At 71.9% G+C, this 19,266-nt stretch carries 15 protein-coding genes; 6 read left to right on the plus strand and 9 right to left on the minus strand.

The features are described 5' to 3' along the window. The first annotated feature begins 58 nt into the window (after window positions 1-58). On the plus strand, window positions 59-2,536 hold the full coding sequence (locus tag ACGF5O_RS41205; RefSeq protein ID WP_393815062.1) for a SpoIIE family protein phosphatase: 2,478 nt from the start codon (window positions 59-61) through the stop codon (window positions 2,534-2,536). Here ACGF5O_RS41205 and ACGF5O_RS41210 read toward each other — a convergent pair. Further along, on the minus strand, window positions 2,525-2,725 hold the full coding sequence (locus ACGF5O_RS41210) for a hypothetical protein (protein WP_393815063.1): 201 nt from the start codon (window positions 2,723-2,725) through the stop codon (window positions 2,525-2,527). The genes ACGF5O_RS41205 and ACGF5O_RS41210 overlap by 12 nt on opposite strands. A 356-nt stretch (window positions 2,726-3,081) precedes the next feature. Here ACGF5O_RS41210 and ACGF5O_RS41215 point away from each other — a divergent pair, with 356 nt between their 5' ends. Next, a complete protein-coding gene (locus ACGF5O_RS41215) occupies window positions 3,082-3,522 on the plus strand; it encodes an SPW repeat protein (RefSeq protein WP_393815064.1) in 441 nt (146 codons plus the stop codon). Between the two features lie 76 nt (window positions 3,523-3,598). Here ACGF5O_RS41215 and ACGF5O_RS41220 read toward each other — a convergent pair whose 3' ends face one another. From ACGF5O_RS41220 to ACGF5O_RS41230, 3 genes are all read right to left on the minus strand, one after another. Then, on the minus strand, window positions 3,599-4,366 hold the full coding sequence (locus ACGF5O_RS41220) for an ArsR/SmtB family transcription factor (protein ID WP_393815177.1): 768 nt from the start codon (window positions 4,364-4,366) through the stop codon (window positions 3,599-3,601). Between the two features lie 83 nt (window positions 4,367-4,449). After that, window positions 4,450-4,962 (minus strand): GNAT family N-acetyltransferase, encoded by a 513-nt coding sequence (locus ACGF5O_RS41225; RefSeq protein ID WP_393815065.1) that lies wholly within the window; start codon window positions 4,960-4,962, stop codon window positions 4,450-4,452. A 60-nt stretch (window positions 4,963-5,022) separates the two neighbouring features. Then, window positions 5,023-6,492 carry an APC family permease gene (locus ACGF5O_RS41230; RefSeq protein ID WP_393815066.1) on the minus strand — a complete coding sequence of 490 codons (1,470 nt, stop codon included), beginning with the start codon at window positions 6,490-6,492 and terminating at the stop codon, window positions 5,023-5,025. Window positions 6,493-6,631: 139 nt separating this feature from the next. Here ACGF5O_RS41230 and ACGF5O_RS41235 point away from each other — a divergent pair, with 139 nt between their 5' ends. Beyond that, entirely contained in the window at window positions 6,632-7,819 is a 1,188-nt protein-coding gene (locus ACGF5O_RS41235) for an ROK family protein (protein ID WP_393815067.1), read from the plus strand. A 112-nt stretch (window positions 7,820-7,931) separates the two neighbouring features. Then, window positions 7,932-10,679, plus strand: coding sequence for an exo-beta-D-glucosaminidase (locus ACGF5O_RS41240; RefSeq protein ID WP_393815068.1), 2,748 nt, complete (start codon window positions 7,932-7,934; stop codon window positions 10,677-10,679). On the opposite strand, the gene ACGF5O_RS41245 is transcribed toward ACGF5O_RS41240, so the two are convergent. Continuing rightward, window positions 10,666-12,096, minus strand: a complete 1,431-nt coding sequence (locus tag ACGF5O_RS41245) for a hydrolase (RefSeq protein ID WP_393815069.1) — start codon at window positions 12,094-12,096, stop codon at window positions 10,666-10,668. The genes ACGF5O_RS41240 and ACGF5O_RS41245 overlap by 14 nt on opposite strands. Window positions 12,097-12,313: 217 nt before the next feature. Here ACGF5O_RS41245 and ACGF5O_RS41250 point away from each other — a divergent pair, with 217 nt between their 5' ends. After that, window positions 12,314-12,577, plus strand: coding sequence for a GlsB/YeaQ/YmgE family stress response membrane protein (locus ACGF5O_RS41250; RefSeq protein WP_362587568.1), 264 nt, complete (start codon window positions 12,314-12,316; stop codon window positions 12,575-12,577). Between the two features lie 92 nt (window positions 12,578-12,669). Here the strand turns inward: ACGF5O_RS41250 and ACGF5O_RS41255 are convergent, their stop codons facing one another. The 3 genes from ACGF5O_RS41255 to ACGF5O_RS41265 form a co-directional block, all read right to left on the minus strand. Beyond that, window positions 12,670-13,446: a GNAT family N-acetyltransferase gene (locus ACGF5O_RS41255; RefSeq protein ID WP_393815070.1), complete on the minus strand. Its 777-nt coding sequence runs from the start codon at window positions 13,444-13,446 to the stop codon at window positions 12,670-12,672. Between the two features lie 76 nt (window positions 13,447-13,522). Further along, complete coding sequence (locus ACGF5O_RS41260; RefSeq protein WP_393815071.1) at window positions 13,523-14,377, minus strand: GNAT family N-acetyltransferase; 855 nt, start codon at window positions 14,375-14,377, stop codon at window positions 13,523-13,525. Window positions 14,378-14,677: 300 nt separating this feature from the next. Further along, the gene (locus tag ACGF5O_RS41265; protein WP_393815072.1) at window positions 14,678-15,337 is read right to left on the minus strand and encodes a chaplin; all 660 of its coding nucleotides are present in this window, start codon (window positions 15,335-15,337) and stop codon (window positions 14,678-14,680) included. Window positions 15,338-15,662: 325 nt separating this feature from the next. Here ACGF5O_RS41265 and ACGF5O_RS41270 point away from each other — a divergent pair, with 325 nt between their 5' ends. After that, entirely contained in the window at window positions 15,663-17,279 is a 1,617-nt protein-coding gene (locus ACGF5O_RS41270; protein WP_393815073.1) for an alpha/beta hydrolase, read from the plus strand. A gap of 47 nt (window positions 17,280-17,326) precedes the next feature. Here ACGF5O_RS41270 and asnB read toward each other — a convergent pair whose 3' ends face one another. Next, on the minus strand, window positions 17,327-19,165 hold the full coding sequence (gene asnB / locus ACGF5O_RS41275) for an asparagine synthase (glutamine-hydrolyzing) (RefSeq protein WP_393815074.1): 1,839 nt from the start codon (window positions 19,163-19,165) through the stop codon (window positions 17,327-17,329). Between the last annotated feature and the right edge of the window lie 101 nt (window positions 19,166-19,266).

Raw genomic sequence — 19,266 nt, forward strand, 5'->3', positions numbered from 1 at the left:
GCGCAACCACCACAAACCACCACATCCCGAGTCCGGCACGGATGTGCCCGAGGTGAGGATGCGCGACATCACCTTCGACGGCCGCGGCGAGCTCCCCGAGCCCGGGGGCGAGGCGGAGGCACTGCTGGACGCGCAGGGCCGGGTGGCGGCCTGGGGCCCGGGCGCCGAGGCGCTGCTCGGCCATCCCGCGCGGGAGGTGCTCGGCCGGCCGGCGGACGGCCTGCTGCACGACCCCGCCGAGGCCGCGCACCTGGTCCGGCGGTGGGCGGACGGGGACCGCCAGGGGCCGCTGGTGCTGCGGCGGCGCGACGGGGAACCGGTCGAGGTCCAGGTCTGGGTGCGTTCCCTCACCGCCACGGACGGCGGGCAGCGCTGGCTCGTCCAGGCGGCCGGGGCGGAGGCGTACCGCACCTTCGAACTCGGTCGTGCCCTGTTGCAGGGGCTGTTCACCGACATCCCCTTCCACATCGACCTCTTCGACACGCGGCAGCGGTTCGTCGCCCAGAACCTCGCGCAGCGGCGCGCCGGGGTGTTCAAGGACGCCGAGTACTCCGGGCACACGATGCGCGAGATGGCGCCGCCCGGCCTGCTGGACATCGACGCGCTGGAGGAGCGGCAGCGCAGGGTGCTGGAGACCGGCGAGGCGCTGCTCGACACGGAGGTCGTCGGCCACCCCGTACCCGGTTCCCCCGACGACTACGTGTGGTCGGAGTCCATCCTGCCGCTCAGGGACCCGTCCGGGACGGTGATCGCGCTGGCCCATGTGGTCTCCGACGTGACCCAGCGGGTCCGCTCACGCGAACGGCTGGTCCTGGCCAACGAGGCCGGCGCCCGGATCGGCACCACCCTGGACCTGTGGCAGACGGCCCGGGAACTGGCCGAGGTCGCGGTGCCGTGGTTCGCCGACTCCTGCCACGTCGACCTGCTGGACTCCGTCTTCTCCGACACCGACGACACGGACGGCGGGGGCGGCGCGAGCGGTGGGGACGGCGCGGACGGCCGGGAGCCGGCCGACGACGCACGGTCGCGCCACCCGCTGCTGCGCCGGGCCGCGTCCGACGGGGTGACCGCCGGGGACACCGTCACCGGCGGGGCGCACGCGGTGCGGGTGGGCGACCTCGACACGGCGGCGACGGCGCCCGGCTCGCCGTTCCTCCACGCCCTGGCGAAGGGCGAGTCCGTCCTCCTCGCGGACGAGCGACTGCGTTCCGTCGCCGCGGATATCCGCCGGGCACCGGGCGCCGGCCCGGACGTGCACTCCTGGCTGCTGGTCCCCATGCTCGCGCGGGGTGTCGCCCTCGGTACCGCCGTCTTCATGCGCTCGCGCAGCCCCCGCCGGTTCGAGCCCGAGGACGTGCTGCTGGCCGAGCAGATCGTGACCCGCACCGCGGTCTGCGTCGACAACGCCAGCCGCTACCACCGGGAGCGGACGACGGCCCGGACCCTCCGGCGGAGCCTGCTCCCCCAGCGGCTGCCGTCGCCGTCGGCGGTGCGGACGGCGTCCCGCTATCTGCCGGCCAGCGAGCACACCGGTCTGGGCGGGGACTGGTTCGACGTGATCCCGCTGTCCGGGGCGCGGGTGGCGCTCGTGGTGGGCGATGTCGTCGGGCACGGTCTGCAGTCGGCGGTGACCATGGGCCGGCTGCGCGGCGCCGTCCGCACCCTGGCGGATCTCGACCTGTCGCCGGTGGAGCTCCTCGCCCACCTGGACGACCAGATGAACCGCTTCCTCGACGAGCGCGGCGACGAGGCGTCCCTGGTGACGGGGGCGACCTGCCTGTACGCGGTGTACGACCCGGTGTCGCGGCTGTGCCAGCTGGCGCGGGCCGGCCATCCGCCCCCGGCGGTGGTGTCGGCGGGCGGCGCGGTCGACTTCGTGGACCTGCCCGGCGGGCCGCCGCTGGGCCTCGGCGGTGTCGTGTTCGAGGAGCGCGAGATCGCCCTCGCCGACGGGGACCTGCTGGTCCTCTACACGGACGGGCTGCTGGAGTCGCGGGTGCAGGACTTCGACACCGGGCTGCGCCGGATGCGCGCCACGCTCTCCCGCACCCCCGCGTCCGCGACTCCGCAGGACGTGTGCGACACGCTCATCACCGGGCTGCTGCCGCCGGGCCACCAGGACGACGTGGCCGTGCTGGTGGCCCGGATGACCGGTCTGGCCCCGGACGCCCATGTCACCTGGGAGATCGGCGCGCAGGAGCAGATGGTCGGCCGGGCACGGGAACTGACGGTGCGGCAGCTGGCGCGGTGGGGGCTGGCGGAGGAGTCGTTCACCACCGAGCTCATCGTGAGCGAGCTGGTGACGAACGCGCTGCGGTACGGCGGTGCGCCGATCACGCTGCGCCTGATCCGGGACCGGAGCCTGATCTGCGAGGTCTCGGACGGCAGCAGTACCTCGCCCCATGTGCGGCACGCCCGGGACACGGACGAGGGCGGACGCGGCCTCTACCTCATCGCCCAGCTCGCCCAGAGCTGGGGGACGCGGTACAACCCGCGGGGCAAGACCATCTGGGCCGAGCAGTCACTACCCGTCTGAGGCGCCCGCGGCGGACGGCGGCCGGTCGTCGTCCGGCCCCGGTACGACGACCAGGAAGGCATCCGTGCCGAGGTCCATCACCACGGTCGCCCGCCCGCCCTCGGCCCGGCACCGCGCCGCGTACTCCTCGGCCGGCCACGAGCCCCGGGGAGCCCCGGCCGGAAATCGCTCCAGCACCCTCGCACCCATAGTGGTCCTGCACCTCCCGGGTCGGTTGCCGCCTTTCCCCTCGGCTGCCCCCGATCGAGGCGGACATGCCCCGGACGGCTCGGACGAGGTGGTGGCGCTGTTCGTGCGGGACAGCGCGGTGGACCGCGGGTCCTCAACCCGTTGACCCAGGCGAAGCGTTACGACCCGGACGGCGCTCGGCCACCCGGAGCCGATCGTCGACCTGGTGGACGGTCTCGCCCGGTTCCGGCGGGCCCGGGAGCGCGGCCGAGCCCAGAACTACACATAAAGAAGAAATAAGAGCACAATGCTATCTAGCGGCGTATACCGCACGCACCAGACGCGGTCAGGCCTGCAAGTCGAGAAGGAGACGAGTCATGGCCAACGTCTCGCACGGCAGAAGTGACATAACCAGCCACCCCGATGTCTCCGAGATGCGGGAGCGCTACGCCCGCATGCTCGGCGGCCGTGATGTGGCGCTCGTGGACGGACCGGTGTTCCTGCTCGGTCTGTACTGCGCGGCGTCCCCGTGGATCCTCCACTACACGGCGAGCCAGCCCGCACTCGTGGCCCACAACCTGATCATGGGCATAGCGATAGGCCTGCTGGCACTGGGCTTCACCAGGGCACCGGAGCGCATGTACGGCCTCAGCTGGGCCATGTGCGCGCTGGGCATCTGGATGATCATCGCCCCCTGGGTGGTCGGCAGCAGCCCGGACAAGGGCGTCATCATCAACAACGTCATCATCGGCGCACTGGCCCTCTGCCTCGGGCTGGTGTGCGCCGCTTCGGCGGCCAAGCGGACGCCTGTGACCTAGGCACACCGGACTTCCCCTGGAAGGGAGGACGCGGGGCCGGTCCGGTGACGGCGGACCGGCCCCGCCGGGCGCCCGCTCAGCGGCCGGGGACCAGCCAGGGCTCCTGCGGGAGCGGACTGCCGGTCTCGATCAGGGACTTCAGGTTGGAGAGCACGGCCGGCCAGCCGGACGAGATCGCCTGGAGTTCGCCCTCGTCGTTGAGGTCCTCGTGGGTGACGGTGAGCTTGACGATGTCGGCGTGCGGGCGGATGTCGAAGGTGACCCGGGAGTGCCGGCCCCGGTCGCCCTCGTCCGCGGGCGCCGCCCAGGTGGTGACCAGCCGGGTCGGACGGTCGCTCTCGACGACGGTGCCGACCACGTCGGCGATGCCGGAGCCGTCGGTGCGGACGTGCTCCCAGCGGGAGCCGGGGCGCCAGTCGGAGACGTTCGAGTGTCCCCAGTAGACGGCGGTCAGGTCGGCGTCCGTGAGGGCGTCCCAGACCTTCTCCGGGGTGCTGGCGATGTAGGTGACGTAGACATAGCTGGGCTGGTCGCTCATGGCTTCCTCGGCTCGTCGCTTCAGGTCGCCGAGCGCGCGCAGGCGCGGGCGCTCGAACTTGTCGATCCACCGCTCCTGGATCTCGTGGAGCGGCACCGGGTTGAGGTAGTGCAGCTTCTCCCGCCCCCGCCGCACGGTGCTGATCAGATTGGCCGCCTCCAGGACGGCCAGGTGCTGGGTCACCGACTGCCGGGTCATCGCGATCCGCTCGCACAGCTCGCCCAGCGTCTGGCCGTTCTGCTCGTGCAGCCGGTCCAGCAGCCGTCTGCGGGTGTCGTCGGCCAGCGCCTTGAAGACCTGGTCCATCCCGCTCTCGTCCTCTGATCGCACACCCAACGTTATGCAGGCAATTACTTGCATGTCAATGCCGGCCACCGGCACGGCACGGTTCAGGGCGCCGTGCCGAACGAGATCCACACGTCCGGCGGCAGCTCCGGCATGCCCGGCACCGGCCGGGGCTCCTCGGTCCAGGCGTCGCCCGCCGCCTCGGCCGCGACCCGCCGCCAGAAGGCGACGGCGCCCGGGTTCTCGTACTGGAACGCGACCTGCCAGCGGCCCGGATGCCGCGCGAGCACCTCGCGGACGGCGGTCAGCCCGACGCCGGTCCGGCGCGCGCCGCGCACCACGAAGAAGCTGTTGAGCACCCGCACGGGCGCGTCCAGCGCGCGGACGAAGGCGAAGCCGACCGGGTGCCCGCCCCGGACGAATAGGTAGGGCGCCCAGCCGGGTGCGCAGAACGCGTCCTCGACACGCTCGTCGCGGAACGAGCCGTCGGGCCTCGGCAGGAGTCCGCGGGACCCGGACAGGTCGTGGCGGAACATCAGCCACAGACGGTCGACGACGGGGCGGTCATCGGGGGCGGCGGGACGGACGACGACGTCCGCGGCAGTGGGTTCGGTCATGAAAAAAGCCTCACCCGGCGGTGGTTGACCGCCGGGTGAGGCTGACGTGTGGTGGGGAATCTACACCACGGCCGGTTCCTCCGGCGTCACGTACTCCTCGCTGATCTCCTTCGCCCCGAACGGCCACACCTTCTCCAGCCGCGCCCAGACCACGAACGCCACGCAGCCGAGGCCGAGCCAGGCCAGGGACCACTCGATGGGGTGGCGGCCCGGGGAGTTCCGGTCGGCGTAGCCGTAGATCACGCACCAGCCGGCGAAGGCGACGATGCTCGGCAGCGGGTAGAGCCACATGCGGTACGGCCGCTTCAGGGCCGGCTGCCGGCGGCGCAGCACGCTGAGCGCGAGGATCTGGGCCAGCGCCTGGACGATCACCATCACGGTGGTGAGCAGCTGGATCAGGGTCGCCAGGTCGGTGTGCCGGCCGATCAGGAAGCCGATCGCGGTGATCACGCCCATGGTGGCGAGCCCCAGCGTCGGGAAGCGGTGCTTGGGGTGCAGCCTCTCGTAGGGGCGGAAGAAGACGCGGTCGCGGGCGGCGTCGTAGGGCACCCGGGAGCCGCCGAGCAGGCCGGTGAAGACCGAGGCGAAGGCCGTGATCAGGATCAGCACGGTCACCGTGTCGGCGGCGCCCTTGCCCCAGGTCTTCTCAAGAACCGCAGAGGCTACGGAAGTCGACGCGATGTCGCCCGGGTTGGTCATGCGGTGCCAGTCGATGACGCCGAGCGTGCCGATCTGGAGCAGCAGGTAGATCGCCATGATGCCGAGGATGGAGAAGAGGATGGAGCGCGGCAGGACGCGGCCGGGGTCCTTGATCTCGGCGCCCATGTACGCGGTCGTGTTGTAGCCGAGGTAGTCGTAGATGCCGATGGTCAGGCCCGCGGCGAAGCCGAGCCAGAAGTGGTCGCTGGTCAGGTCGAAGGCGTGGGCCGGGTAGGTGAAGGCCAGGTGCGGGCTGAAGTCGCTGGCCGCGGCGGCGATCACCAGCAGCACCGAGGCGATCATCACCGCCCACATGACGGCGGTGATGCGGGCGATGTGCTCGATGCCGCGCCAGAGCAGGAGCACCACCAGGGCGATGACGCCGAGCCCGATCAGGTCGCCGGAGGTCTGGCCGAGGCCGGGGGCGAGATAGCCCAGGTACTGGACGAAGCCGACCACGCCGGTGGACATGATCAGCGGGATGAAGAGCATCGCCGTCCACACGAACAGGAACGGCATCAGGCGTCCGGTGCGGTACTGGAAGGCCTGGCGCAGATAGACGTAACTGCCGCCGGAGCCGGGCATCGCGGCGCCTAGCTCGGCCCAGACGAGGCCGTCGCAGAGCGCGAGCACGGCACCCGCGACGAAGCCGATGACGGCCTGCGGGCCGCCGAACGCGGCGACCATCAGCGGAATGGTGACGAACGGACCGATTCCGCACATCTGGCTCATGTTGATGGCGGTGGCCTGGAACAGACCCACGCGGCGGACGAAACCGCCGTTCGGCGGGGCACTGCCCGGGACGACGGGACTACCGGGACCAGCAGACATGGGGGCTCCTGGGCGAGACACGGGGAGGTGGGCGGGGCGCGTACGACGGGCGGGTACCGACTCGGCGGGATGGCCGATAAAGTTAAGGAGCCTTACTAGATGCGTCAAGTATGCGTCGGGAATCGGTGAGAATGGTGCGATGGCCGCCAGCGACGTCGTAGAGGAGCAGGAGCAGCCCTGGAGCCGGCAGCGCCTGCGCAGCGCCAACGAGCGGCTGCTGCTGGACCGGCTGCGCCTGCTCGGTTCCGCCTCCCGCGCCCAACTGGCCCGCGAGACGGGCCTGTCGAAGCCGACGGTGTCCAGCGCGCTGGCGGCGCTGGAGTCGGCGGGCCTGGTCCACGAGGTCGGCACCCACGTGCCGGAGCGCGGCCGCACGGCCGTCCTGTACGCGCCCGACCCGGCGGCCGGGTTCGCGCTGGGCATCGACGTGGGCCGCAGCTGGCTGCGGGTCGCGGTCGCCGATCTCGACGGCACCCTGGTCGCCCGCTCCGACGTGCGCAACCGGGCCCGGGGTTCGGGCGCGATGGCCGACCTGCTGGTCGCGACGGCCCGGCAGGTGGTCGCCAACTCCGGAGTGGATCCGGCCGAGGTGGTGCACGGGGTGGTGGGCACGCCGGGCGTGTACGACGAGCGGCAGCGCCGGGTGCGGTACGCGATGCACCTGCCCGGCTGGGGGCGCGCGGGCCTCTTCGACCGGATGCGCGAGGAACTGGGCGTCCCGCTGGAGGTGCACAACGATGCCAACCTGGCGGCCCTCGGCGAGTACACGTACGGCGTCGGGGCGGGCAGCCGGCTGTTCGCGTACATCATGATCGGCACCGGCCTCGGGATGGGCGTGGTCAGCGAGGGACGGCTGTTCACCGGGGCGCACGGACTGGCCGGGGAGATAGGGTTCCTGCCCTGGCCGGGGCAGCAGCGGGGGCCGGAGCGGCTGGAGGACGCGGTGTCGGGGGTGGCCGTGGTGGAGACGGCGCGGCGGCTGGGGATGACCGGGCAGCTCACCGCGAAGTCGGTGTTCGACGCGGCCCGCCAGGGCGATCCGGCCGCGGTGGAGGCGGTACGTCTCGAAGGTGAGCGGATCGCGCACACGGTGGCGGCGGCAGCGGCGGTGCTCGACCCCGACCTGGTGGTGCTGGGCGGCGGTGTGGGCCACAGCGTCGACCTGCTGCTGCGCCCCGTGCGGGAGCATCTGCGCACCCTCACACCGCTGCGCCCGAAGCTGGCGCCCAGCGGGCTCGGCGAGGACGCGGTGCTGCTCGGCGCGGTGGCGACCGCCCTGGGCACCGCCCGTGACCTGGTGTTCGAGCGCCGGTCGGGCACTTCCTGACCGCGGCGGCGCCAACTCGCCAGGGCCCCACGGTGATTGACACCGCCTCCGTGGCACCCTAGCTTGAGCCGGGTTAGTAAAGTTTCCTAACTTTACGAGCCTGGAGACCATCGTGTTCCCTCGCCGTGCCCCCGGACACCGCCTCGCCACGGCCGCCGTGGCCCTGGGACTGCTCTGCTCACTCAACACCAGCGCCTGGGCCGGGGCCCGCGACCCGGCCCACGGGCCCGGCCGGATCACCCGTGTGCCGTCCGCCGCCGGGTCCGAGACGCCGCTGTCGGGCTACGCGATCCGGTCCACGGCCGACGTGGGCGACTCCGCGGCGGCGGTCTCCTCCCCCGGCTACCCGACGCAGGGCTGGTATCCGGCGGGGCCCCGCTCCACGGTCCTGGCCGCACTCCTCGCCGACGGCGTCTACGACGACCCGTTCGTCTCCACCAACCTCCAGAAGATCCCCAAGGCGCCCTTCCAGGTGCCCTGGTGGTACCGCAGCGACTTCACGGTGGCCGACCCCGCACAGCGCACCTACCTGGACTTCAGCGGGGTGATCTCGGCGGCCGACGTGTATGTGAACGGCCGTCAGGTCGCGACCGCCGCCGACGTCACCGGCGCGTACACCCGGCACGAACTGGACGTCACCTCGCTCGTGAAGTCCGGCACCAACACGGTCGCCTTCCGCATCCAGCCCAACAACCCGAACAAGAACCTCACCATGGGCTGGCTCGACTGGCTCCAGCCGCCGCCCGACCAGAACATGGGCATCGTCCGGGACGTCCTGGTCCGGCGCGGCGGCCCGGTCGCGCTGCGCGACGCGCACGTGGTCACGAAGCTCGCGGTGCCGTCCCTCGCGACGGCCGACCTGACGGTCAAGGCACAGGCCCGCAACGACTCGGACGCGCCGGTCACCGCCGAGGTCTCCGGCACCGTCGCCGGGGTTCCCCTCACCAGGTCGGTCGAGCTGGCGGCCCACCAGACCAGGACCGTCACCTTCTCCCCCGACGACACCCCCGGTCTGCACCTCACCTCCCCCGAGGTGTGGTGGCCCGCGGGCATGGGCGGCCAGCCGCTCTACGACCTCGGCCTCACCGCGTCCGTCGCCGGCGCGGCCTCGGACACCGCGCACGAGAGCTTCGGCATCCGGGACGTCAAGGCTCCGCTGAACTCCGACGGCGCCCGCCAGTACTCGATCAACGGCCGCCGGCTGCTGGTCAAGGGCGGCGGCTGGTCACCGGACGAGTTCCTGCGCTGGGACCGCGGCTATGCCGAGGACCGCCTGAAGTACGCCCTCGACCTGGGCCTCAACGCCATCCGGCTGGAAGGCCACATCGAGCCCGACGAGTTCTTCGACCTCGCCGACCGCCTCGGCGTCCTCACGCTGCCCGGATGGGAGTGCTGCGACAAGTGGGAGGGGCAGACCAACCCCGGTGAGAGCGGCGAGAAGTGGACCGCCGCCGACTACCAGGTCGCCCAGACCTCGATGGCCGCCGAGGCCGCCCGGCTGCGGGACCACCCGAGCGTGGTCTCCTTCCTGATCGGCAGCGACGCAGCGCCCGACGCGACGATCGAGAAGAACTATCTGGACGCCCTGAACGCCGCCGACTGGGCGGTCCCGGTGGTTCCCGCCGCGTCGGACAAGTCGGCTCCCCAGCTGGGCAGTTCGGGCATGAAGATGACCGGCCCCTACGACTGGGTGCCGCCGGGCTACTGGTACGCCAAGCGCGAGGGCGGCGCCACCGGCTTCAACTCGGAGACCAGCGCGGGCCCCGACATCCCCACCCTCGACACCCTGCGCCGGATGATGACCCCGGCCGAACTCGACACCCTCTGGAAGAACCCGGACGCCAAGCAGTACCACCGCTCGCCGTCCGCGACCTTCGGCACCCTGAAGGTCTACGACACCGCCCTCACCGGCCGCTACGGCGCCCCGAAGAGCCTCGCCGACTACGTCAGGAAGGCCCAGCTCGCCCAGTACGAGAACGTCCGCGCCCAGTACGAGGCGTACGAGCGCAACCAGACCGACGCCTCGAAGCCGTCGACCGGGGTGGTCTACTGGATGTTCAACAGCGGCTGGACGTCCCTGCACTGGCAGCTGATGGACCGTTACCTCGACCAGGGCGGCGCCTACTTCGGCGCGCAGAAGGCCAACGAGCCGCTGCACGTCCAGTACTCCTACGACGACCGCTCGGTGGCCGTGGTGAACAACCGGCACACGCCGGTCTCCGGGCTCACCGCACGGGCCACCCTCTTCAACCCCGACGGCACCCAGAAGTACGACAAGACCGTCACCGGTGTCTCGGTCCAGGGCGACGGCGCGCACAGTACCGCGCTTACCCTGCCGGCGTCGGTGTCCGGGCTGGCGTCCACCTACCTGGCGCGGCTTGTCCTCACCGACGCCGCCGGCAGGGAGGTGAGCCGCAACGTCTACTGGCTCTCGACCAAGTCCGACACCCTCGACTGGGCGAAGACCGACTGGTGGCACACGCCGACGACGAGCTACGCCGACCTGACCGGGCTGTCCTCGATGGCCCAGGTACCGGTCACGGCGACGGCCTCGACGACGGACGCCGACGGCACCTCGACCACCACGGTCACCGTCCGCAACGCGGGCACCGGGAAGACGCCTGCGCTTCTAACGGACGTCCATCTGGTCGACGCCAACGGCAAGCCCGTGCTGCCGGTCCGGTGGTCGGACAACGAGGTCAGCCTGTGGCCGGGCGAGTCCACGACGCTGACGGCGACCTACCGGACGTCGGACCTGCACGGCGCCACACCCCAGGTGCGGGTCTCCGGCTGGAACGCGGTGGAGCGGACGGTTCCGGCGGGCCCGCCGGAACCGTCCGTCCCGCTCAGCTCACGTTGAGCGCGGTGTCGTCGACGACGAAGGACGTCTGGAGGGTCGAGCCCTCGACACCGGTGAACTTGATGGTGGCCGTGGTGCCGGCCAGGGAGGAGACGTCGAAGCTCTTGAGGACGTATCCGGAGGCCGCGTTGAGGTTGGAGTACGTGGCCAGGGTGGTGGATCCGGCGGTGACCGTCAGCTTGTCGTAGGCGGTGCTGGTGGTGGTCTCCGCGGTGTCGATGTGCAGATAGAAGCTGAGCGTCGCGGAGCAGCCGGAGGGAATGGTCACCGACTGGGACAGCGTGTCGGTGTGCGCGGAGCCGTAGCCGTCGAGCCAGGCCTTGTAGGAGCCGGTGCGGGCCGCCTCGCTGCTGGAGTTGGTGATGACCCCGCTGCTGGCGGTCCAGGTGGTGTTGCCGGACTCGAAGCCGGGGTTGCCGAGGAGCTGGGCGGAGGTGCAGGTGCCGCCGCCACCCCCTCCGCCGCCGCTGCTGCCGCTGGACGCGCCGGTGAGCCAGGCGGTGGCGTTGAGGGCGAGGGCCGCGTTGGTGGCGCCGGTGTCGTTCCAGCCGTCGTACAGCGTGTTGCCGGACTGGCCGGTGCCGTCGTCGATGGGCGAGCTGTCGCCCCAGAACGCGACCCGGCCGCTGCCGAAGGTGCTGGTCGCGAAGAAGGCGCCGGTGTTGCCGGAGTAACCGCTGCGGTAGACGAGGCCCTTGACGGCGGAGTTGTCGGAGGGCTTCAGGGTGGCGGTGGTGCCGTCCGCGATCAGGCTCTTGGTGACGGTGCCGAAGGAGCCGTTCAGCACGGGGTCGCTGCTGTCGCTGATCGCGGCCGGGTAGCCGGAGCTGATGTCGAGCGAGTCGATCGAGAAGCCGAACGGGTCGGTCGAGTCGACGCTGTTGTTCGTCATCAGGTCGTTGAGGATCTCGACGGCGTCCTCGCCGTCGTTGTTGCGGTCGGCCCCGGTGTGGTCCGAGACCATGAAGAGACCGCCGCCGTTCTTCACGAAGTTCATGATCGCCGTCTTCTCGGCGGTCGTGAACAGCGTGTTCGGCTCGGGCAGCACCAGCGCGTCGAAGTTCGACAGGTCGGTCGTCGACGAGCCGCCGTAGGTGAGCGCGCTGGTCGCGGTCTTCATGCTGTAGCTGCCGGTCTTCTGGAGGGCCACGCCCCACGAGGAGAGCGCGCCGGTCCAGTCGGTCTCCGAGGACGGGGAGGAGTCCTGGGCGAGCGGGTCGGGCTTGCTGGTGGAGATGATCCAGTCCGCGTTCCCGGCCTCCTCGGCGTGGCCGTCGTCGAACAGGACGCGGTAGGTGGTGGCCGCGTGGGCGGGGGCCGCGGCAGTGCCGACCTGGAGGGCGGCTCCTGTGACGAGCAGTCCGAACCCGGCCAGGGCGGTGGTGAGTCTGTGGCGGGATCTGCTGGATCCAAGCATCCGGCGAACCTCCGTGAGGGGGTGGGGTAGAGGCGGTGCGGGCGCCAACTCTGCGCGCGTAGAACGTGCTTGAGATTTCTACACGCGTCGACTCATTGAAAGGTACATGGCATGTCCGGTCGATGAACAGAAAACCGCTGTAACAACCGGACGGGACTGCCGCCGGATTCAGCGGGCAGATTGGACTGCAGCGGGGTACCGACCAAGAGGGGCGGATATGGAGATCTCGGGCATCATCAGCGCCATCATCATCGGACTCATCATCGGTGTGCTGGGGCGCCTGGTCGTCCCCGGCCGCCAGCACATCGGTGTCCTGTGGACCATCGTCGTCGGCATCGTGGCGGCACTGCTGGGTTCGGCGCTCGCGGCGGGCTTCGGCGTGGCCGACACCAAGGGCCCCGACTGGATCGAGTGGTTCATCCAGATCGCCCTGGCGGCGCTGGGCATCGCGGCACTGGACCGCAGCAAGGCGCGCCGGTGACCTGAGCGCGCCTCGGACGCGGCGGGACCGCACCGGTCGGTGCGGTCCCGCCGCGCGGGCGCGCCCGGCGCCCGGCCGATCCCGCCTGCCGCCTACTTCGGAGAGATGTACGGGGTGGTCGTGCTCAGGGCGTGGAAGCCCAGCCGCTCGAGGATCGGCCGGCTCGTCGGCAACGCGTCCACCTGGAGGTACCGGCAGCCGTGCGCGGCGGCGACCCGCGCCCGGTGGGCGACGAGCGCGCGGTACACGCCGCGTCCGCGCCACTTGGCCACCGTGCCGCCGCCCCACAGCCCGGCGAACCTCGCCCCGGGCACCAGCTCGACCCGGGCGGCGCTGACCGGTTCGTCCCCGGCGAGCGCGACCAGCGCGACCATGGTGTCGGGCTGCTCGGCGAGCCGCGTCAGCAGCTGGTGCCGGAGCGGTGAACCGTCGGTGCCGAACGCCTTCTCGTGCACGTCCACCACGAGTTCGATGCCCGCCCGGTCCGTGGCGGGCACCACGCGTACGCCGTCCGGCAGCCTCGTGTCGAGGGTCAGCCGGGCGACCTCGCCGATCATCAGCGTCTCCTGCGGCTCCGCGCCGAACCCGGCAGCGGCCAGCCGGTCGCCGAGGTCCGAGGGCCGGTCGTGGCCGTAGACCTTCCACTCGAACTCCCGCCCCTGGGCGGCGAAGAAGTCGACCTGCTCGGCGATCGCACGATCGGCGGTCGCCTCGTCCAGGTCCGACCAGAGGACGCCGCTCCACCCCTCGGCGTCCGCGACCTGGCGCACCACCGCCCCCACGCGCTCGATCCGGGCGCCCGGCCCGTCGGGCCGGGCGCCTTCGCGCATGTCGCGGTCGTACAGGGCGAGCACGGTTCTGTGATCCATCCCGGCACTCCACCATCCGGGCACGACGGCGGCAACAGAATTACCCGGTGGCGGCCGGGGGTCCGGGGGCCGGCGGTCAGCCCAGTTCGAGCGTCGTGACCCCGAAGACCCGCTCGCGGGCGTGGTCGCGGACCGGGCCGGTGTACATGCGGGCGGTCTCGAACGAGGGGGCGAAGCCGGCCGCTTCGGCGAGGGCGATGCCCGCCGTGCTGGTCCCGGGTACGTCGATGGCGACCTGGTGACCCGCCGCCTCGGCGGTGAGCGCCGTGAACAGGGCGCGGGCGTCCTCGGCGGTGTCGGCGAAGAGGGGACCGATCCGCAGGGTGTCGCGGCCGGGGCGGATCACGCCGTAACCGGTGAGGCGGTCGCCGTCGTGGCGGACGAACGCCCGGTGCCCGGCGCCGGTCAGCCACGCGGCCACGAAGCGCGGCCGGTCGGCCGGGCAGCAGGCGCTGTCGTACGCAGTGACGGCGGCCAGGTCGGCGGCGCGGGCGGGCCGGACGCCGGCCGGGGTCTCGGCGGCGGGGGCCTCCCCCACGAACCGGGCGGTGCGGTAGGCGAGTTCGAACCCGGACTGGCGGTAGTTGTCCTGCTGGGCCACCACGCCGTCCAAGCCGACGGTGCGGTTGCCGGCGTGGGCGAGTGCGGTCTTCCAGGTGGTGAGCCCGTGGCCCTGACCGCGCAGGTCGGGGCGGACCAGGTACCAGCCCAGGAAGGCGTAGTCGGCGCCGTGATTGACGACGGAGATGGCCGACACCGGTTCACCGTCGATGCGGCCGACGAAGAACCCGTCGGGGTCCTGGGCGAAGAAGGCGGCGGTGTCCGACAGCCCGGGGTTCCAGCCCTCGTCGGCCGCCCAGCCGACGATCACCGGCCAGTCGTCGGGGGTGGCCCGGGTGACCACGAGGTCCTGGGGGGCCGGAGAGGTCATCGATGCGCTCCATTCCGTAACGGGGTCCGACCGCGCGGCGACCGGCGCCGCGCGCCCGCAGCATCCTTCCCGATCACCGGGCACCGTGCCACGACGGGATCAAGCCGTCGACGTGCCGCGTACGGTTCCGGACGCCGGACCGATCGGTCCGCCCGTCCGGCGGTCCACCGGTCCACCGGTCCACCGGTCGGCCGCTCGGCGCCGGGCGACCCGCGGGAACGGCGGAGGCCCCACCGGTCGGGTCCGGTGGGGCCTGCCGATGCGCGGTGCGTCAGCCCGCTCCGGTATCACGTCGGCCGGTCAGCGCGTCCGGCCCGGGCGGAAGCGCCGGTGCAGGGCGGTCCCGGTGAGCAGCAGTGCTGCGCTGCCCGCCACGGCGGCGCCGGTGAGGTCCGTGCCGGTGTGGGCGAGGGTCGCCTGGGCCGGCGGCGCGACGGGGTCCGGCACCTCGGGCTCGTGGCGGCTCTTCGGCGGGGCCGGCGGCTTGACGGTGGGCGGCTCCGGGGTGGTGGTCTTCGGCGGGCTCGGCTGGTCGCCGGAGGTGTTCACCGAGGTGTTGCCGGTGCTCGGGTTCAGGACGCCGACCACGTCGACGCTGTTGCCGCTGACGTTCACCGGGAGGTCGACCGGCAACTGGATACCGTTGCCGGACACCACCCCGGGCGAGCCCTCCTCGGCGCCCTGCGCGGACGCGCCGCCGGACGTGGCCGAGCCGCCGGGCGCGCTGTCGGTGGCGTCGCCGCCGCCCTCGTTCACGCAGGTGTTGCCGGCCGCCGGGTTCAGCAGCCCCACCACGTTCACGGTGTTCCCGCACACGTTCACCGGGAGGTCGACCGGCAACTGGATACCGTTGCCGGACACCACCCCGGGTGAACCGGCCGCAGTACCGTCCGCGCTCGCGTCGGCCCAGGCCGGAACCGCCATGGCCATCGCACCGGAGGCGGCAGCGACGGCGATCACACCGTTTCGGGTAACCCGTTTCATAGGTTCCCTGCCTTCCAGACATGATTGCGGGCGCTCGCCCGCAACGGTTAAAACGCAGACGACCCATGCGAGTTATGGCTTATCAACATTTCGCCCCATCGAGTGACACCTAGGTCGAACCGTCGGCAAAAGTATGCAAGGGCATTGAAAGGGGATGTTCGCGCGAGGGGTGCGGAGGACGGTGCGGAGGACAAGGCCCCCGGTCCGCCACGCTCGCCGGGAGGCGGGCCCCGCGGAGCCCGCCTATGGTGAGCGAAAGCCCTGTGTCCGGTCCGCCACGGAGCGTCCCTGGAGGCCCTCGATGCCTGCCGTGCCCCGTACCCGGCCCGCCCTGCGGCGCTGTTCCGGCGCCGGCGCCGCAGCGCTGGCGCTGCTGGGCGCCGGGCTGCCCGCGACCACGGCAGCCGCCGGCGGGGACCAGCCGGACCTGACCCGGTTCTACCGGCAGCACGCCAGGTGGACGGCGTGCCGGGACGACGCGCTGCCCAAGGACATGCAGTGCGCCAAGGTGACCGTCCCCCTCGACTACGCGCGTCCGGCCGCCGGCACCCTCGATCTGGCGCTGTCCCGCTACCGGGCGACCGGGAAGTCGCAGGGCTCGGTGCTGCTGAACTTCGGCGGCCCGGGCGGCTCGGGCGTCAGCCAGCTCGGCCAGGACGGCAAGAAGTTCATGGGCCTGACCAACGGCTACGACGTGGTCGGCTTCGACCCGCGCGGGGTCGGCCGCTCCTCCCCCGTCAGCTGCGGCGACGGCATCGGCGGCACCTCGGACGGCGACGGCGCGAGCGCCGACGAGCCGCCCGACATCGCGCGTCCGGAGGCCCTGATGAAGGAGCTGAAGCAGCTCACGGTGCGGTGCACCAGGAATTCCGGCCCCGTGCTGTCCCACATAGGCACCGTGAACGCCGCCCGGGACCTGGACGTCATCCGCCAGGCGCTCGGCGACAAGAAGCTCAACTACCTGGGCTTCTCCTACGGCACCAGGCTCGGCGCGGTGTACTCGGCGCAGTTCCCGCACAACGTGGGCCGGATGGCGCTGGACGGCATGGACACGCTGACCGAGTCGCTGGCCGAGCAGGGGGTGGCCGGGGCCCGGGGGCAGCAGACGGCGCTGGACGACTTCCTGGACTGGTGCGTCGCCGGTCTGGGGTGCCCGTTCGGGCAGGACCGGCGCAAGGCGGGCGAGGCGGTCGTGAAGCTGGTGCGCTCCCTCGACCAGGACCCGGTGCCCTCCGACTTCGGCGGCCCGTTCACCGGCCAGGACCTCGTGGGCGCCCTCGGGCAGGGGCTCTACGGCAAGGAGCTGTGGCCGGTGCTGGAGCGGGCACTGGCCTCGCTGATCGAGGACGGGGACACCCGGGGAGTGCAGAACGTCGCGTCCGGCGGCTCCGCGTTGCCGCACGGGCACCGGCCGGCCGGCGGGCTCGTGGACAGCGCGGACATCCCCGTGGACAACCTGTCGGCGGCGCTGATGGCCATCAACTGCGCCGACGACCCGGACCGGCCGAGCGCCTCGCGGCTCACCCGGGATGTCGCCCGGCTGGACAAGGAGTACCAGCGGGCGTCCCCGGTGTTCGGCCGGTTCCGGCTGACGCAGGTGCTGCTCTGCTACGGCCGGCCGCGCGGTACGGACTTCATCCGCGAGAAGGTGAAGGACGTGCCCTCCGCGCGGATGCTGCTCGTGGGCACCCGCGGCGACCCGGCGACGCCGTACAGCTGGACGGTCGAGACGGCGCGGCGGCTCGGTCCTTCGGCCGTGGTGCTGGACAACAGGGGTGACGGGCACACCGGGTACACGTCGTCCACGTGCGTGCACGGCAAGGTCGACGACTTCCTGCTGTACGGCACGCTGCCACCCGACGGCAGCTCCTGCCCGGCGGACGGTGACCGCGGCACGGTCGCCGACTCGCCGGGCTGAGCCCCCCCGGGTCTCGAACTCAGGGCTCAGGGCTCAGGGCTCAGGGCTCAGGACAGGGTGAGTTCCGGCTCATAGAGGTCGATCCAGTGGGCCAGGTCGAGGGTGCGTTCCAGGCCGCGCCGGTCGGCCTGGGTGCTCAGCTCGGCCTGGTGGGCCGCCCGGTCGGCCCTGTCGCGGTCGACGATGTCGAAGACCCGGTGGTCGGGCCGGGCCACCAGGTCCTTGACCTGCTCCTGGAGGGCGCGGCCGTACTCCGGGTCCTGGGTGGAGGGGTAGGGGCTCTTGACCCGGTCGTACACGGACTGCGGGAGGACGTCCCGGGTGGCCTCGCGGAGCAGGGTCTTCTCTCGGCCGTCGAAGGACTTGAGGGCCCAGGGCGCGTTGTAGACGTACTCGACGAGCCGGTGGTCGCAGAACGGCACCCGGACCTCCAGGCCCACGGCCATGCTCGTGCGGTCCTTGCGGTCGAGCAGGATACGGACGAAGCGGGTGAGGTGCAGGTAGCTCATGCGCCGCATCCGGTACTCGAAGTCGCTCTCGCCGTCCAGGCGTTCGATGCCGGTGAGGGCCGAGTGGTAGGCGTCGGCGATGTAGTGCTCCAGGTCGAGGGACTTGGCGAGGTCCGCGCGCAGGACGCCGGCGTCGTCGCCGAAGTGGCGGGCGAACTGGAAGAGCCAGGGGAAGGTGTCGGCGGTGCGGGCCCCCTCGTCGAAGAACTGCAGGTAGCCGCCGAACACCTCGTCGGCGGACTCGCCGGACAGCGCGACGGTGGACTGGTCGCGGACGGCCCGGAAGAGCAGCAGGAGCGAGGTGTCCATGTCGCCGAAGCCGGCCGGCAGGTCGCGCGCCCTGATCACCCGCTCGCGGACCGCGGGGTCGGCGAGGCTGGCCACGTCGAGGACGATGTCCTGGTGGTCGGTGCGGGCCAGCCGGGCCACGTCGTGCACGAAGGGCGTGTCGGGGGTGGAGCGCAGTTCGTCGGCGACGAAGTTGTCGGTCCGGCCGACGAAGTCGACGGCGAAGCTGCGGACCTTCTCGCCCTGCGCGGCGAGCTGCCGGGCCGCGATGGCGGTCATGGCGGAGGAGTCGAGGCCGCCGGAGAGCAGGGTGCAGCGGGGCACGTCGGCCACCAGCTGGCGGCGCACGATGTCGTCGAGGAGTTCACGGACGGTGGCGACGGTGGTGTCGCGGTCGTCGGGGTGCGGGCGGGTCTCCAGCCGCCAGTAGGCGCGGGTGCGCAGGCCGCGGCGGTCGACGGTGACCACGGTGCCGGGTTCCACCTCGCGCATGCCGTCCCACACGGCGTGCCCGGGGGTCTTCACCATGGTGAACAGCTCGCGCAGGCCGTCCAGGCCGACCCGGGGGCGGACCAGCGGGTTGGCCAGGATCGCCTTGGGCTCGGAGCCGAACAGGACGCCGTCCGGGGTCGGGTACATGTAGAAGGGCTTGATGCCCATGCGGTCGCGGATCATCACGAGCTTGTCGTGGCGGCCGTCCCAGACCGCGAAGGCGTACATGCCGTTGAGCCGCTCGGCGACCGAGTCGCCCCACTCCACATAGCCGCGGAGCACCACCTCGGTGTCCGAGTCGGTGGTGAACTCGTGTCCGCGGGCGGCGAGTTCGCGGCGCAGCTCGGTGAAGTTGTAGGCCTCGCCCGAGTAGACCATCACGACGGTGCCGTCCGGGGTGCGGACGCTCATCGGCTGCCGGCCGCCGGGCAGGTCGATGATCGCGAGCCGGCGGTGCCCCAGGGCGGCGGGGCCCTCGCTCCAGGTGCCCCGGTCGTCGGGGCCGCGGCAGGCCATGGTCTCCGTCATTGCATCCAATGCGCGCTGCTCGGTGGTGAGGTCACGGTCGAAGGAGACCCAGCCGGTGATGCCACACATGTGCTACCTCCTGCTGCCGGTCAGCCGGGGCATGCGCGCCACCTGCGGTTCCGCGGTGGAGGCAATTGCCCGAGCGAACCACTTGTATTCAGCACCTATAT

This window comes from Streptomyces sp. NPDC048291 (assembly GCF_043201715.1).
In the GTDB taxonomy this organism is placed as follows: Bacteria; Actinomycetota; Actinomycetes; order Streptomycetales; family Streptomycetaceae; genus Streptomyces.